At 38.1% G+C, this 15,831-nt stretch carries 16 protein-coding genes; 4 read left to right on the plus strand and 12 right to left on the minus strand.

Annotated features, from left to right (window positions below):
• Positions 1 to 12 precede the first annotated feature (12 nt).
• The 10 genes from dnaG to QEN48_RS07240 form a co-directional block, all read right to left on the minus strand.
• Positions 13 to 1,467: a DNA primase DnaG gene (dnaG, locus tag QEN48_RS07195; RefSeq protein WP_280108222.1), complete on the minus strand. Its 1,455-nt coding sequence runs from the start codon at positions 1,465 to 1,467 to the stop codon at positions 13 to 15.
• A 410-nt stretch (positions 1,468 to 1,877) separates the two neighbouring features.
• Positions 1,878 to 3,158 (minus strand): zinc ribbon domain-containing protein, encoded by a 1,281-nt coding sequence (locus QEN48_RS07200; RefSeq protein ID WP_280108223.1) that lies wholly within the window; start codon positions 3,156 to 3,158, stop codon positions 1,878 to 1,880.
• A complete protein-coding gene (locus tag QEN48_RS07205) occupies positions 3,143 to 3,244 on the minus strand; it encodes a transposase (RefSeq protein WP_280108224.1) in 102 nt (33 codons plus the stop codon). Before QEN48_RS07205 ends, QEN48_RS07200 begins: the two co-directional genes overlap by 16 nt.
• On the minus strand, positions 3,234 to 3,530 hold the full coding sequence (tnpA, locus tag QEN48_RS07210) for an IS200/IS605 family transposase (protein WP_280108225.1): 297 nt from the start codon (positions 3,528 to 3,530) through the stop codon (positions 3,234 to 3,236). The genes QEN48_RS07205 and tnpA overlap by 11 nt, the downstream gene beginning before the upstream one ends.
• Before the next feature lie 195 nt (positions 3,531 to 3,725).
• On the minus strand, positions 3,726 to 4,202 hold the full coding sequence (locus QEN48_RS07215; RefSeq protein ID WP_280108226.1) for a hydrogenase maturation protease: 477 nt from the start codon (positions 4,200 to 4,202) through the stop codon (positions 3,726 to 3,728).
• A 254-nt stretch (positions 4,203 to 4,456) separates the two neighbouring features.
• Complete coding sequence (locus tag QEN48_RS07220; RefSeq protein WP_280108227.1) at positions 4,457 to 5,197, minus strand: cytochrome b/b6 domain-containing protein; 741 nt, start codon at positions 5,195 to 5,197, stop codon at positions 4,457 to 4,459.
• On the minus strand, positions 5,198 to 6,928 hold the full coding sequence (locus QEN48_RS07225; RefSeq protein ID WP_280108228.1) for a nickel-dependent hydrogenase large subunit: 1,731 nt from the start codon (positions 6,926 to 6,928) through the stop codon (positions 5,198 to 5,200). It abuts the gene before it with no gap.
• A 3-nt stretch (positions 6,929 to 6,931) separates the two neighbouring features.
• Positions 6,932 to 8,143, minus strand: coding sequence for a hydrogenase small subunit (locus QEN48_RS07230; RefSeq protein WP_280108229.1), 1,212 nt, complete (start codon positions 8,141 to 8,143; stop codon positions 6,932 to 6,934).
• 521 nt (positions 8,144 to 8,664) lie between these two features.
• Positions 8,665 to 10,092, minus strand: coding sequence for a proline--tRNA ligase (proS, locus tag QEN48_RS07235; RefSeq protein ID WP_280108230.1), 1,428 nt, complete (start codon positions 10,090 to 10,092; stop codon positions 8,665 to 8,667).
• Positions 10,093 to 10,264: 172 nt separating this feature from the next.
• The gene (locus QEN48_RS07240; protein ID WP_280108231.1) at positions 10,265 to 11,113 is read right to left on the minus strand and encodes a DUF63 family protein; all 849 of its coding nucleotides are present in this window, start codon (positions 11,111 to 11,113) and stop codon (positions 10,265 to 10,267) included.
• 60 nt (positions 11,114 to 11,173) lie between these two features.
• Between QEN48_RS07240 and QEN48_RS07245 the strand changes: the two genes are divergently transcribed.
• From QEN48_RS07245 to cyaB, 4 genes are all read left to right on the plus strand, one after another.
• Positions 11,174 to 12,232, plus strand: a complete 1,059-nt coding sequence (locus QEN48_RS07245; RefSeq protein ID WP_280108232.1) for an NAD(P)-dependent glycerol-1-phosphate dehydrogenase — start codon at positions 11,174 to 11,176, stop codon at positions 12,230 to 12,232.
• The gene (locus tag QEN48_RS07250; RefSeq protein ID WP_280109104.1) at positions 12,233 to 12,700 is read left to right on the plus strand and encodes a UPF0179 family protein; all 468 of its coding nucleotides are present in this window, start codon (positions 12,233 to 12,235) and stop codon (positions 12,698 to 12,700) included.
• A gap of 100 nt (positions 12,701 to 12,800) precedes the next feature.
• On the plus strand, positions 12,801 to 13,556 hold the full coding sequence (locus QEN48_RS07255) for a peptidylprolyl isomerase (RefSeq protein ID WP_280108233.1): 756 nt from the start codon (positions 12,801 to 12,803) through the stop codon (positions 13,554 to 13,556).
• A gap of 129 nt (positions 13,557 to 13,685) precedes the next feature.
• Positions 13,686 to 14,228, plus strand: a complete 543-nt coding sequence (cyaB, locus tag QEN48_RS07260) for a class IV adenylate cyclase (protein ID WP_280108234.1) — start codon at positions 13,686 to 13,688, stop codon at positions 14,226 to 14,228.
• Positions 14,229 to 14,280: 52 nt separating this feature from the next.
• On the opposite strand, the gene QEN48_RS07265 is transcribed toward cyaB, so the two are convergent.
• Together QEN48_RS07265 and QEN48_RS07270 are read right to left on the minus strand one after the other, a co-directional pair.
• On the minus strand, positions 14,281 to 14,919 hold the full coding sequence (locus tag QEN48_RS07265) for a metallophosphoesterase (RefSeq protein WP_280109105.1): 639 nt from the start codon (positions 14,917 to 14,919) through the stop codon (positions 14,281 to 14,283).
• 114 nt (positions 14,920 to 15,033) lie between these two features.
• Positions 15,034 to 15,825 carry a helix-turn-helix domain-containing protein gene (locus QEN48_RS07270; protein WP_280108235.1) on the minus strand — a complete coding sequence of 264 codons (792 nt, stop codon included), beginning with the start codon at positions 15,823 to 15,825 and terminating at the stop codon, positions 15,034 to 15,036.
• Between the last annotated feature and the right edge of the window lie 6 nt (positions 15,826 to 15,831).

Consider the following 15,831-nt stretch of genomic DNA (forward strand, 5'->3'; position numbering starts at 1 on the left):
AAACCCCATTTTTTATAGATCTTTTTTTGTCAGAGCCATTACATCAGATGGTTTTTTACTTACATTCCCCATTTTAACTCCAACAAGTCTCTTTACTTTTTTGTCTGAACAGATATCTAATAATCTCTGGGTTATAACTCCATCGAATATCACTGTCTTTACCGATCCATTCCCTTCTTTTATATTCTTCGCTAGGTCTCGCACTGCTACTTCAGAAATGATTTGTGAATTCCCATCCAACATCTCTGCTTTTAAAGTTCCTTCTACTGACTTCAGGGTTTCTTCGTATAGTTCTCGAATTGTTTCTGGTTCATATTCAGTTTCATCTGCGTTGTTTTCAGCGATTTGGGTTTCTGATTCAATATATTCTTCTTTTTCCGTCTTTTGGTTTGTCTGTGAATCTTTGGATTTCTTTTCTTTAAGTTTGTTTTTACTTTTCTTTGCTTTTTGAAGGCCTTTTTTAGCTTTTTGAAGTATTTTACTTCTCTTACCATTGTTTTGTTTCGATAGTTTTCTTTTTACCTCTGTTTTAGTTGGTTCTTCCCGCTCTTCTATCTCAGGTTGGCCTACCGGTTCTTCCTGTTGTTCTTGAATCTCATCGTCTTTTGATTTTGTTTTTTGTTTTGGTTTTTTTTCTGTTTTAGCTAGCCTGATTTCTTTTTTTACCTGTGAAACTGGTTTTTTCTTTCTCAAGGCCTCAAGCACTTCATCGTGGTCGAGTTCTTCGACTTGTTTACCTTCAGGAGCTCTGGCTACGTAGTCGATGTTTGCTCGTTGTAATAGTTCCTTTAGGATTAAGTCTCCCCCTCTGTCTCCATCGAGGAAAGCGGTTACTGTTTTATCTTTGCATATATCTTCGATTTGGTCCGGCATATCAGTGCCTTCAATTGCTATTGAGTTCTTTATACCGTAATCAAGTAGGTTTAGAACATCTGATCTTCCTTCAACTATTAATATAGCGTCTGTGGACCTTACGTTTGGGCCTGAACTTAAGCCTTGATACGTAGTAATTCCTGTTTCACCAAACGACCTCTTCACAGTTTTTGCAATCTCTTCATCTTCCATATCTGTTTCTTCAAACATTTTTGAGAGGATTTCTTTAGCCCTGTCTACAATTCTGTCCCTTTTAGTTTCCCTTACGTCCTCGACATCTGTTACTCGTATGTTTGCCTTACATGGACCTATTCTCTCAATTGTTTCAAGCGAGGCTGCAAGTATAGCTGTCTCTATTTTGTTGAGGCTTGAAGGTATCAGGACTTCTCCATTTGACCGACCATCATTCGAACTGATGTCTACTTTTATTCTACCAACTTTACCTCCTTTCTGAAGTTCCCTTAAATCTGAACTATCACCGATTAAACCCTCCGTTTGGCCAAATATTGCTCCAACAACATCTGGCTTCTCTACAACTCCATTTGCTTTGATTTGAGCATGAATTAAATATTTTGCTTCTCCAAAATTTTGCATAAGAATGCCTCCTAATAGTGGGAATTAAGGATAGAATTAATCTATTTCGGTTTTTACTTACCGATTTACAACCTATAAATGAATAATTAATACATTTTTTGATTTGAAACATAACTCCCACAACTGGTTATAGATAACTTCTATAAAAGTATAAAATATTTGTAATATACCCATGCTTAAAGACATAGGAATTTTACCGTATCCTTGTCTACCTAGGTTTAGAGACTATAGATACTATATCATGCTTCATTGAATATTAGAATAGGTCCTGTTGATGAAGAAGATAGAACAATTTCTCATCAGTGTGACATCCTCCCAAACGCCTGAAGGCGTTGGGTTTTCTTCAGCGTTTCAGAAGGTTCTGGACTCATTGGATTTTCGCCTCCAAATCATCTCCAGTTCGGGCTATGTCATCTATTGCCCCTGCCATATCTTGCCAGAATGTATCTCGGCTCAATGGACTTATCGCTGTGTTGGGATATACCCTTCACAGCAATGTTGACTGACGCATTGAACTCAGCGTCAAGTTCATCATCACACGTAGAACATTTGATACGTTGGAAAGAGTCATCATACGGTCTCTTGACCTGTTTATTACATTTATAGTGAAGTCTTGAAGTGTTCCATTCGGTTATCTTCTCACCGACTTTACCTGTCTCATTCAGTTTCAGCACACACTGGTCTATTATCCTGCTGAACGACCAGTGTTGTAGCAGTTTTCTACCCGCTTTATCGCCATTTCCTTTGTACTTGTTGTATCGTATATCTCTTGGATTGCCGAAGAACACTGTTGTACCGTCTGGCAACAGTTCTGCGAACTGTTTAGCCATTTTCCTGTCATAGTCCTCAGCAACTCTCTCACGCTTATTGCGAAGTTTCTTCAAAACTTCGTACTTTTCTTCTCTACGCAGATGACTTATCCTGTCGTCAAGTTCTTTAAGCCGTTCAGACTTATCGTTCTGCAAGATGGTGAACTGTTCTACACCGTTATCATCTATCAGCACGGCTGATAGGTCTCGCTTGATCCCCAAGTCCACTCCACACACAGAACCTGTCCGAACGGTGTCAGATTTATACTTACAAACTATATGAACTATATACTCACATTCTCTTTCAGGATGATGAACAATCTCGAAAGTCTTAATCTCTTCAGCCTCTTCGAGCTGTTCTTTGTGCCAGTCAGATGGATTGAGCAGTATATCTATCGTTTCACCTTTCTTTAGTGTTGATATGTGAGCAACCCACTCTGTCAGGTCAAGTTTATCCGTCTTTTGCACCTCCCCCGTACGATTATCAAAAGGAGTAGGTATCTTTTTCAAAGACTTCTTTGGATCCGGCACAGACGGTTCTCGCTCTTCCAACTTCTTATACCATCTCGTACCTTCCGTAGCATTACTTAACGCCCACTCCCACTTATCATGACTCTTCTTGTATTGCTTGTACATCCATAGAACCTTATCCTCTGCCTGCTGAATGAAACCAGCAGACAACCCCGTCTCCTCACGGACATAATCAGAAAACTCACGCACTCCAGACCTGTATTTTGGAACAATATCATTCTCGTTCAACCTCTCACAGAAGAGTTGAACAGCATAAGTCTGTCTCCCTGTCAGGTTATTAAGATATGATAGTTTCTTATCTGTTGTCAGGTGATGTATCGGTATTTTGACCGTTTTCACGTACTCTGACATTCTTCGATATACCTCCTTATCATTTTATCCGATACCTTTCCAGCAGTACCCACATAGTATGTCCTCGTCCAAAGACTATCCCCCAATTTCCTCTAACTCCTGATGTTCGTTTCGTACCCTTCTTGAAGATGCATATTTAACAGCGTTGATAATCTTTGCTGGAGAATATTTAGGTTTCATAGAAACAAAAAGATGAACGTGGTCTGGCTGTATCTCCAGAGATAATACTTCTCCATTCATCCTATCTATTATCTCTTTTATTATCCTGTCGAGAGATTCTTTTACATCACCTGTTAAAACATCCCGTCTGTATTTAGGTATCCAGACGAAATGGTAGTTTATTTGGTAACGTGAGTACCGTGTTTTCCCCATTATATCACAATAGGTGTATACCCTATCAAATAGTTTACCCTAAAAAACCCCACATTCCTACATCACGACATTCATCCCCCTCCCTGAACGGAGGGGGGGCTTCTGTCTATCCCCATTTAAAATGGATTAAAACATTTTTTTATTCAATCTATTTTTTGGTTTTTATTGGTTTTCTATGTATATGGAGAGTGTTTTTTATGTTTTTTGTTTTTTGTTTTCTATTTCAAGTTCTTGTAAGACCATTTTTATTACTTTGTCTATTGCTGATTCAATTTCAGGGGTTAGTTCCATTGTTACTTCGGTTCTATCTACGTAGCCTACTTCTATTCCATATATGGTTATTTCTGGGACGTTACCAAGTTCGTTACCAACTTTTAAGGCATCTATAAAATCTAAATCATGTGCGGAGATATTGATTTTGCCTATATCTTTTACTTCGTCTATGTTCAGTTTACTGACCTCGCCTTTTTCTCCTCCAAAATTTAATGCATCGATTACTATGAGTTTTTCATATTGATCAAATATGTTAAGAAGGCCGAAACCTGCAGTACCGCCATCTATGACATCAATGTGATCGGGTACCTTGTTTTCAAGTTTTTGTACTGCTCTTATCCCTACTCCATCATCACCGAGAATTAAATTACCTAGGCCTAGTACCGCTATATCTGCCATATATACCAATCCTTAATTTTTAATGTAAATAAAAATATGTTGAGTTTTTTGAGTAGGTTGAGGGAATTTGTTGGTTTAGGTATTCTTTTTGGTTTTTAAGTTATTGATTTAATTAGGTTTGGTTGACATACTGTTTTCGCTAAAGAAGGGGGAGGTCTTATTGTTCTCTTAAATTCTTAGAAAGGTTAATTTTTTATTTAAAAAAGGAGTTGTTTGGGTTATTCCCGTTTTTGGGGGAAATAACCCTTTGTTTTTTATTTTTTTATTTCTGTGTATGAGTTTTTGTTGGGGTCTTCTGTTCCTCTGTAGAACATTGCTTTTACGTATTCCCATGATTTTGGGTCGGCTAGGTTTATCCATGCGTGGTATATTACTTCGAATACGAAGTACCATGCTGCGAGTATGTGGAGTGTTCTTGCAACGCCTAAGGCGGATTGTGTTGGTGCTAAAAACCCTATCACTGTTAGGGTTAGGGCGTCTATCCATTGTATTAGTGGTGTTAGTATTCCGAAATCTGTTATGGTTGGTGCCCACATTGAGATGCCGGTTAGGAATACTATTAGTATGAAGATGGATTCTATCATTATGAATGGTTTCCAGAATGGTGCGTGCATTGTTTCGTGTTTTTTTTCTGATTCATTGTATACGCTGAATGGTTCGTAGTCGGATTTTCCTACGTAGTTGAGTAGGGTTTTTTTCATTCTTCGGATGTCGTCTTTGGTTATTAGGTATGCGTTGATTTTTCCTTCTACTAGGTGGAGTAGTATGTTGTATGCCAATAGGATCCATGCGAATAGTAGTACTACTGCTAGCCATAGATGGAGTTCTCTTACCCATGCTCTACCGAACTCTCCTATCAATGGGTCTAGCCATCCTGCTCCATAGTATATTATGAAGCCGGTTATGATTAGTAGGACGACCGATAGCATGTGGAGCCAGTGTTGAACTATTTCGTTGACTCCATATCGATGTATTAGGTTTCCTTTTTCTGACATTTAGGTCCTCCATACGTCAAATTTGTTTTTATTTCCTTCTGGACCTATTGTGTGTATTGCGCATGCTATGCATGGGTCGAAGGATCTTATTGTATGCATCATCTGTATTGGGTTTTCTGGTATCTCTGTATGTCCTCCCCATTTGTCTGGCCCTATGCTCTGTATGGCTTTTTCGTATGGTCCTTGTAATCCATCTTGGCATCTAGGTGTCATGTTCCAGGTTGTTGGTACTACTGCTTGGTAGTGTTCAACTTCACCATTGCTGTCGGTTCTTATGTAATGTGTTAATGCTCCTCTTGGTGGTTCAAAGAGGCCTAGTGCTTCGCTGTTTTTTCCTTCACTCCAATCTGGTTCTTCGTAGAACTTCCCTTCGGTATCTACTGAGGTTACCCATTCGAGTAGTTTTGGTATTAGTAACACGGTGTTGTGTACACGTGCAACCATTCTTGTGAATGTGTTTACGGGGAAGGCGTCGATTTCTTCCCATTCATCGCTTGTTGCTATTGCTGGTATTAGTCCTGTTGGGTCATCTACTATTAATCTGGCTAATGGACCTACTTCAACTGTTCTCATTTCTCCATTGAGTTCGTATCGAGGTGCTTTGGACCAAGAGTATTTCTCGTCTGGGTCCCAGACTCCGAAGTCTTCGTTTTCTAGGTCGGTTAATGGCTCTGTAAGCCCTTCTGATGGATGTCCGCCTGTGTCATCTTCGTAGAAGGCTCGGCTGACGTCTTCAGTTATTTTATCTGTGTCTATGTCTTGAATTCCAGCATCCATGTCTTGTAGATCGAAAATTCCATCATCAAGCCAGCCGTCATTGTATTCTTCGTATCCTCCGTAACTCATCATTAGGTCATCGGTTACTCCGTATCTATGCATCTTTAGGTTTGTTTCACCATGAAGGTCGTTTAAGGCTCCATACTTTAAGAATAGCGGTACGTCGCCAAGGCCTTCGGTTCCTTTTTGTTGTTCTTGTTGATCTATCCATTCAAGTATATCTGTTAGTGGAGTGTTGCTGTCTCCCCATTCTTGAACTAAGTCAAACCAGTCTTCCCAACTGACTGGGTCGCGAGGTCTTCCTAACGCATAGTTTTCGACAAAGTCTACTACTTGTCCCCATGATGCAGCGATTTTTGATATTGATTGGCTGTCGGGTTTGAATGAAATTCCTCCGGGAGCAAATGTACGTGGATGTGGTGCTATACCATCGATTATTCCTACTACCTGAGCTATGTGTTTTCGTGTTTCAACTGCTTTTAAGTATGAATCTCCTGGTCCGAGTGGGTCGTTTATTGCTGGAAACCTATTTTTCAATTCATTTCTTAGTGTAGGGTCTTCGATTAATCCATTGTCCCCAACATATCTAGGGTTGGCTAGGTCTGGTAGTTGGAGTGCGTAAAAGATTTCTGCGTGGTCTTCTACGTGTTGTGCTCCGTTTGTTATGTCTCTCATTAATGCTCCTTGTTCTGGTGGCTGTACATTATATATTCCTTCTAGTGCTCTGGTAGCTGCTTCTGCGTGTGCTAGGTGGCATACCCCACATATACGGCTCATTATATGTATTGCGTCGACGGGGTCATGGCCTTTTATTATGTTTTCAAATCCTCTGAATAATGTTCCCGCACTGTATGCGGAGTCTTCTACTACGTTTCCATCGTCATCTACTTCGGCTCTGATTTTTAGGTGGCCTTCTATTCTAGTGAATGGATCAACTACAACTTCTTTTGACATATTTTAAACCTCTTTTTTGGGTTGTTCTTGTTCTTTTTCTCCCATTGCAACTCTTCTTATTGCGTGTGCAGCTATACCCACTGCTGTAACTGCTCCACCAATCTTCACAAAATCGTCTAATCCAAAACCAAGCAATGTGGGTAATCTCTGAACTGGTTCTCGGAATGGCATAAACGCTTCTGGGAAATCTGGTTCTGTACAGGCAACACATGGCCCTAATGCTTGCATGCAGTAGGTCGTTCCTCTGTGCCATTTTTCTTTAGGACAGTTTGCATAGGTTACTGGTGCTTTACAACCAATTTTCCATAAACAGCCTTCTTCACCATAGGTTTCTGCGAAAACTCCGTTTCCATAAAAACCTCTCAAGGTACAGTAGTCGTGTTCAATCGTACCAAATATATCAAGTGGCCTGTGATAGTCGTCAACCCATTCACCTATGTTCTCAGGTTCAGGCAACTTGCCTAGTAATGCTGCTACAACCACGGTCATTAACCAATGTGGATGTACTGGACAGCCTGGAACGTTGATTACTGGGTAATCTAATTGGGATGTGTAGTCTTCTCCAAGGAAACCTCCAAGTTCTTTTTTGTCGAATTGTAATCCAGTTGCTCCGGTATTCCCTCCTTCGGCTCCAGGTATGCCGCCCCAACAAGCACAGGCACCAATCGCAATAGATATCTGTGCGTTTTCAGCAACTTCCTCAAGTTTTTCTATAAATGGTTTACCATCGGATCTACAGTAGTTTCCATCCATAGCTTCCTGTACAGATCCTTCTAGTATCAAGATGTAATCTTCTTCCTCTTCTAAAATCTGATCAAGAGCATGATTGGCGTTATAATCCTCAGTAACCGGCTCACCATCTACAGTAACTCCAAATTGATAACCAAGAGTTTCGTGATATCCAAGATCAACTTCATAGTTTCCGATACCCATTATTGCTTGAGCTACAGTTGGTTCTTCAGAATTTAAGAATGATATAGTGCATCCTGTGCAGTCAGCTCCTTGTAACCAAACGACTTTCGGTGTCGATTCATCGTTTATAGCTTTTACTATATCGGTGCTGTAGTGTCCTATGAAGGTTGCCGCTCCTGTTATAGCCGCTAACTTAAGAAACGACCTCCTGCTTATATCCATTAAATCAATGTTTTCTAAATCTATTCCCCCGCTCTCTGAAACTCTGGAGTCCATTAACTCAGAATCAATGTCTTTTTTCATTTTTAGAAATACCTCCCATAATTGATAAACATAATTTCCCGTTACCCTATTATCTAAAATGACATTAAATATCTTATGGTAAATAGAAAAAAGAGATGCATTATATTTAGGGTTAACACAGTTTAATCTGCTTAATTAATCCATAATATAACTTTTTCAATGGATATAACGATTAATTGACCTCTAATCCGCGCTGAAGGGCAGGGATTCCTGAAAGTTGGGGTAATTAAGGTTTCCAGGCTACGTTTATTACCTTGGCTGAAACAGCCCGAGGTTTGGTTAAATACGTAGACTTCTGGCCCTGTTAAATGACCGTTACACCCCACCATATTTTTTTTGAGGAGTCTGAGTTATCTTCCTATAGATATATACCACACTAAACCACTGGGTTTTGCGACTGGTCAACCTATAATACCTAAATTAATAAATAAACTTACTATGAAACTTTTTTTAAATAAAAAAAGGCCTTATATAAAAAAATAAAATAGATTTGGCTGGGTTTAGAGCAGCCTAATTGGTTGTTAATATGTTTTAGCAATCAATATCTTTTTTTCACCTGTTTCTCCACACCCTATGCAAGGGCCTTCAGCTTCACTATCTAGTATTGTTCCTAGTATATCGGCTGATAGTTTTTCTTCGAGTTTTTTTCCACAGGTTTTTGTGCCACACCAATCTGCTGTAACTGCTCCGCCATTAGATAGGGCTTTAACTCCCTCTTCAGGGCTGTTTACTTTATTTGTATTTTTATTGAACTCTTTGTTGGCTTGGTTTGACATTTCTTTTTTAATTTCGTTAAATTCTTTTTCAATTGTATTAACTGGGTTTTCAAGGCTAACTTGTTTTTTATCGCCTGTACTTCTTCTAACAAGTGTCATAACTTCGTTTTCAAGGTCTCTGGGGCCAATCTCTATTCTGAGTGGTGTTCCCTTTAACTCCCATTTATAGAACTTTCTTCCTGGCCTGTCTTCCGATTCATCTATTTCAACTCTTATGCCTTTATTTTCCAGTTGTTTCTTGATGTTTCGGCATGTTTCAAGTATTTCTTCTTCATCTTCATCGCTGAATATTATTGGTATCACTACTATTTGGGTTGGAGCGTATTTTGGTGGGAGCGCTAGACCTGTGTTGTCTCCATGAACACCTATTAATGCGGCTATACTTCTTGCACTGATTCCAAAACAGGTTTGGTGGACGTATTGCTGTTCTCCATCACTGTCTTCATACTGGACTTCAAATGTCTTTGAGAAATTTGTACCGAGGTTGTGTATTGTTCCAATTTGTAGGGCTTTTCCATCCGGCATCAAGGTATCGAACGCTATTGTATATTTTGAGCCTGGGAACTTGTCCCAAGAGGGTCGTTTGGTTATAAAGTACGGTATACCCAGGCTATTGAAAAAATTACTATAGATATCTATTGATTCCTTGATTTGTTCTTCCGTTTCTTCAGGGCCTTTATGAGCGGTATGTGCTTCTTTAAAACTACTGATTTCTCTCTCTCTTATTAATGGGCGTGTGTGTTTTGTTTCATACCTAAAGGTATTGACTACTTGATATATTTTAAATGGAAGGTCGGTGTGTGACCTAATCCACTCTGCAAACAATGGATACATCGCCGTTTCAGAGGTTGGTCTTAGAGCTAGTGGTTCATCAAGCTCGTTTTTACCTGCTCGATCTATCCAGAAAACTTCTTCTTCAAAACTGGCTACGTGTTCGGATTCTTTCTGTAGATTGGTTTTAGGGATTAATAATGGAAACCTAACCTCATCATGACCAGTGTCTTCATGTAGGTCTTTAAGTTCATTATAAACAAGGTTTCTAAGTTTGAATCCAAATGGATGCCAGGTATAAAGCCCTTTAACTGGATATCTAACATCAACTATATTCGCTTTTTTAAGAATCTCGTTATACCACTTGCTGAAATTTGATTTTTTATCGATTTCCCCAGCCATTTTCTCACTCGGTAGGTATTATAGTCAATCAATAAAAAATGATTTGCCAAAAAACACCATAAAAACTCTAAAAAATCCCTATAAAAAACATCAATTTAGAATAAAAAAAATGGTTTTATTAGTTTTACAGTTGTTTGAGGCGAAAGCCCACGGTTTTAGTCGTGGGAGGATGTCAGACCCCTAAGGCGAGTCTCATTGTATTTCTGAGTGCCGGAGCCAATCCAAGCACCAGTATAGCTAACAATACAATCATCTTTAGTTCTGTATCATCTTCCTCGAATACTGAGTCAACTAGCCATAAAACAACAAGTATTACAATTATTTTAAGAGGATACATCACGCCTGCTGTACCGGTTAACTCAATTAGGTAGGCGGGTAATACATGTTTCTCAGTTGCACCAAGCCTCTCAATACCTACAAAGGTTGATGAGGCATCGAACATATGTGAACCGAATATAAAAAGATAGAGATTATCAAGTAACAATTTAAAATCTATCCATTTTGAGATTAAGAAAGCAAGGCCTGTTATTGTTAAGGTAGCAACTATTATTTCAAACGAAACAGAAAGCCTTGTATCAGATAGGCCAATAGATATATAGGATAGGTAAACTGCAAGAAATATAGCCAATACAGATCCAGATATAAAGACCGATTTGTTTTGAGAAACATTATTTAAGCCCTTTCCACGGGAAATAGAAACTAAAACTAAGATTAAAAGCGTTATTAAGGCTACTAAAAAATAAATTAATGGCGTGATTAAAAGATAGTTGTAGGGCTCACCAATAACACCTGTATCTTCAACCACTCTTAATCCAGATCCAATGAAAATAAAGGGAACTAAAGAGTATACAAACCCCTTATCTAGTTTTATATCCAGCTTCTGCAGTATTTTTAAGGAGATGAAGAGAAATATAACTAACAAAACAGCCCAAGTTATGGTGTTGACAGGGTTATACCCTGCATCCTGAACTATCGGCTGGACATAAAACTTGTCAATGAATTCAAGGATTTTATCTATCATTAAATACACCACCGTATATTGTTAATCTATACATATTGTTATTGTGTTGAGTGATATTGGATGTTATTCGAGAAATCAAAGTTAATGAAACTTCCTAGGAACGTTCTTATTGGCCATAAAGTAATAGAGCGTTCCGCAGAGCTATGTAATGATTTAGGGTTAAATGGAGAGGTAATCATAGCTACAGGCCCAACAACCCGAAAAGTGGCTGGACAATTGACAGCCGACACACTTGAAGAAAATGGTTATGAACCAAACTTAATCGAAATCGAAAAAGCTAGCCACAAAGAAGTTGATAGGGTAGTTGAATTAGGTAAGGAACTTGATAATAAATTCATAGTTGGTGTTGGTGGAGGCAAAGTTATAGACGTCGCTAAAGTCGCTTCATCCAAACTCAAAACCCAGTTCATAAGCGTGCCAACAGCAGCCTCACACGATGGAATAGCATCAGGCCGAGCAAGCATTATGGATGGTGAAGACAAAGTTTCAGTAGAGTCAACTCCACCTATAGGGGTTATAGCCGACACATACATACTATCAAAAGCTCCATGGCGCTTAACATGCTCAGGCTGTGCAGATATAATATCAAACTATACAGCAATTAAAGACTGGGAACTAGCAAGAAAACTTAGAAACGATGAATACAGTAATTATTCAGCAGCCCTATCTAAAATGACAGCCGAAGAACTTGCTGAAAACAGAGATTCAATTAAAAAAGGACTAGAAGAATCAGCCTGGATCGTTGTCAAAGGCCTGATTTCATCAGGAGTGGCAATGAGCATAGCAGGTTCATCAAGACCAGCATCTGGAGCTGAACACAAATTTAGCCATATGCTTGACAGAATAGCTCCAAAACCAGCTCTTCATGGAGAACAATGTGGAGTAGGGTCAATACTGATGATGTATCTTCATGGAGGAGACTGGAAAGACCTGAAATACATCCTAAAAGAAATAGGAGCTCCCACCGACGCAGAAACACTCAACATAGATCCCGAAACAATAATAAAAGCATTAACAAACGCACATAAAATACGTCCAGAAAGATACACCATACTGGGCAATGAAGGCTTAACAAAAGAAGCCGCAAGAAAACTAGCAAAAGAAACTGAGGTGATTTAAATTACAGACAAAGTTGAAAGAAAAGTAACATTATCCGGAGCAAGGACATCAAAAATAGGAAATGAATTCGTATTCCTAGGTCCAACACCAGAATGCGATAACTGTGACCTAAAAAACACTTGCATGAACCTAAAAGAAGGAAGAAAATACAGAGTAGTCAAAATAAAAGGAGAAAAAACAAGAAAATGCCCAATACACGATCAAGGAGTAAAAGTCGTAGAAGTAATAGAATCCCCAATAATAATGGCAATAGAAAGCGACAAAGCATTTAAAAGCTCAAAACTAACATACAAACCAATAAACTGCGATAAACTCGAATGCAAGATGTACAAAGTATGCAACCCAGAAGGAATTGAAGAAGGCAAAAAATTCAAAATCAAAGAAATAATCGGAGACCTCCCAGGAAACTGCGAAGAAGAAATCGACCTAAAACTAATAGAAGCAAAAGTACAAGGAAAACAGAAATAACAAACAAAAAACCACAGAAAAACAAAGAACATACCTAAAAAACATTAGATTAAAAATAAATTAAAACTCAATCTTAAAAACATCATTGGAGAGATAAAATATGGAAGAAGGAGATTTTGTAAAAATAAATTACACAGGAAAGATCGATAACGGAATTGTATTTGACACTACATATGAAGAAGTAGCAGAGGAAAACGACCTAGACCTAGATATAACATATGGAGCAAAAACCATAATACTGGGAGCCGGCCACCTAGTCGATGGATTAGAACAAGCCCTATTTGACTCAGAAATCGGAGATGAAGACGAAGTAGAAGTCCCACCAGAACTAGGTTTTGGTGAAAGAAAAGACGAATTAGTAAGAAGCTTCCCAAAAAGAGAATTTGAAAAAAAATACCAACAAAACCCACAGAAAGGAATGCGAGTCGAAATCGAAGGAAGACAAGGAGTAATAATCAGTGTAGTTGGAGGTAAAGTAAGAGTAGACCTAAACCACCCACTAGCCGGAGAAACACTAAACTACGAATACACAATAGAAGACGTAATCCAAGAAGACGAAGAAAAAATAAAATCACTAATATCTCTTTACGTAGACAACCTAACATCAGACGAATTCGACATAAAAATAGATGAAGAAGTCGAAATCAAAGTCCCAAGACACGCCAATTACAACATGATGTGGGTATACTCAAAACCACGCATAGTCGAAAACATAATCGAATACATGGATTTCAACAAAGTACGCCTCATAGAAGAATACACAGAAGAACAAGAAGACATAGAAGAAATAATGCAAGCCAAAGATACAGACGCCGAAATACTAAACAATAAACAAGAAGAAATACCAAAAAAATAAAAAATGAACATGAGAGGGGGGCCAATCCCCTCTCCTCATAAAACCATCAAAAACACATCAACAATGTAAAAAACCAAAACAAAACTATTTCTTTAGTATTTAAATAACATTTTTATTTATTGATTTTTTATGTCTAAGAACATTGAAGTTGAAATCAAAGTTAAAGCCAACAAGCCAGTTAAAGAAATCGAAAACCAACTTAATAAGACAGCCGAATATATCAAAAGTTATAGACAAAGAGACCTTTATTTTAACCACCCATCACGTGATTTTAGCGACACCGATGAAGCCCTACGTATACGTGAAGTTGGCAACCAACATTATCTAACGTATAAAGGCGGTAAAATAGATAAAGTTAGCAAAAGCCGAGAAGAAATAGAGACAAAAATAAATGAAACCGAAAAACACGAAAAAATATTAAAGCGACTAGGATTTAAACCAGTTGAAAAAGTAGAGAAAACCAGAAAAAAATATCAAATCGAAGACTACCAAATTTTAATAGACAAAGTAGATGATTTAGGAACTTTTATTGAAATAGAAACCACATCAAGCCCAAAAGAATATAAAAAAGCCCTAAAAGGCGCAAAAAAACATATCAAACAGTTGGGGTTTGAAGAAAAAGATTTTATACGAAAATCATATCTTGAAATGAAGCTTGAAAAAACAAAATAAATTAATTTAAAGGAAGGCCCAAAAAACCTCCTTCTTCGAAACACTAATTCTTTCAAACATTAATGAATTCTATGTCTATTCCATCCTTCATATCTATAACAGCTGCGTTTCCATCTCTAACAGCACCAGGATTGACAACCAGGGTGTCACCAATGTATGCTGTGCCCTTAGCCTCGTGGATGTGTCCAGAGAGAACAAGTTTTGGTTCATATTTCTCCACAACCTCTCTAACTGATTCACTTCCCGCATGAGTCCCAGAAGTTAGGTCAACTGTTTTTTTAGGTGGAGCATGACTAACTAAAACCACGTCATGACCATCTTCTCCCTCTAAAAGATTAGATAGAACACTAAAAATCTCCTTCTCACCAACCTCGCGTGGAGTATCAAATGGAGTAGGATTACTACCACCTAACCCCACAAAAGTCAATCCATCTATAACCTTTTTATCCTGGTCAATTGAGTTGGCATCTCTCTCTAAAACTTCGTCAATCTCCTTAGGGTCACAATTCCCAGGCACACCAACCACCTGGCCATACCTATCAACCAAAATCCCCAATATCTCCTCAGCCTTTTTTTTAGGTCCAAAATCTGTAATGTCACCAAGAACAACAACCAAACCAACATCACCAGCCTTATCCACAACACGCTTAACCATATTGGCTTTACCATGTATATCCGAAACAACAAGCATCTTCAATATAAATCCTCCTTCAACCCTTTACACACTACTTATACTAACCTACCTATATTTAGGTTAACGGGTCAAATCCAATAAAAAATTAATTTTAAGTTTATCCTATCGATCTTATTTCTGTATCATTTCTTTTAACCAGTTTTCTATCAATTGTACTAAGACCTTTGAGAAACCTGTTTCACGGCTCCAGATGGCAGATTCATACTCAGGATGTTGTATTTCCTTGTTTTCACTTAAGACGCTGAGAAGGGCTGTGTCACCATCTGAAACGACTACTCTACCACCCATATCTTTTCTCTTTAAGCTTTCTGGAGGCTTAATCACTTCGGTATTCGGAATTTCAGTAAGTTCTTGTGATAAATCATCTTGGTGGGAGAGAACATTAATTTCAACGCCTTCATCTGCTTTATTTTTAATTTCATCTAATATTTCATTGCTGAACAAATGTTTTTCACTTATACTAAGTATAATATAATCTTCAGATTCACTTATTATATCTCGAATACGCCTATTGACGGTTTCATATCCATGTATGGTCCATACGTCTTCTTTTTCTTCTGAAGTGTCAAATAATTCAGATTTTACATTTTTAATGTAGGTTAAAGCGCTTTCTTTTTTAGATTCAAAGTCCTCTTGAAGTTTTTTCTCCGCCTCATCCAGTTCAACAGGTCTGAATCTCATTGGTTTAGACCTCTGTATTTCTACGAGTCCTTTCTTATCAAGTTCTTCTGCTGCGCCATATATCTGAGATCTTGGTACATCTGAAACCCTGTATATTTCTCTTGCTGTTCCTCGACCTAGTCTATTGAGGGCTATGAAAGTCCTGGCTTCATAGTTTGAAAGTCCTAGTTCTTCAAGATTGTTTATTGCATCATTTCTATCTATTTTTTTCTTATCTGGCAAATTAAT

The organism is Methanonatronarchaeum sp. AMET-Sl, assembly GCF_029854155.1.
Lineage (GTDB): Archaea > Halobacteriota > Methanonatronarchaeia > Methanonatronarchaeales > Methanonatronarchaeaceae > Methanonatronarchaeum.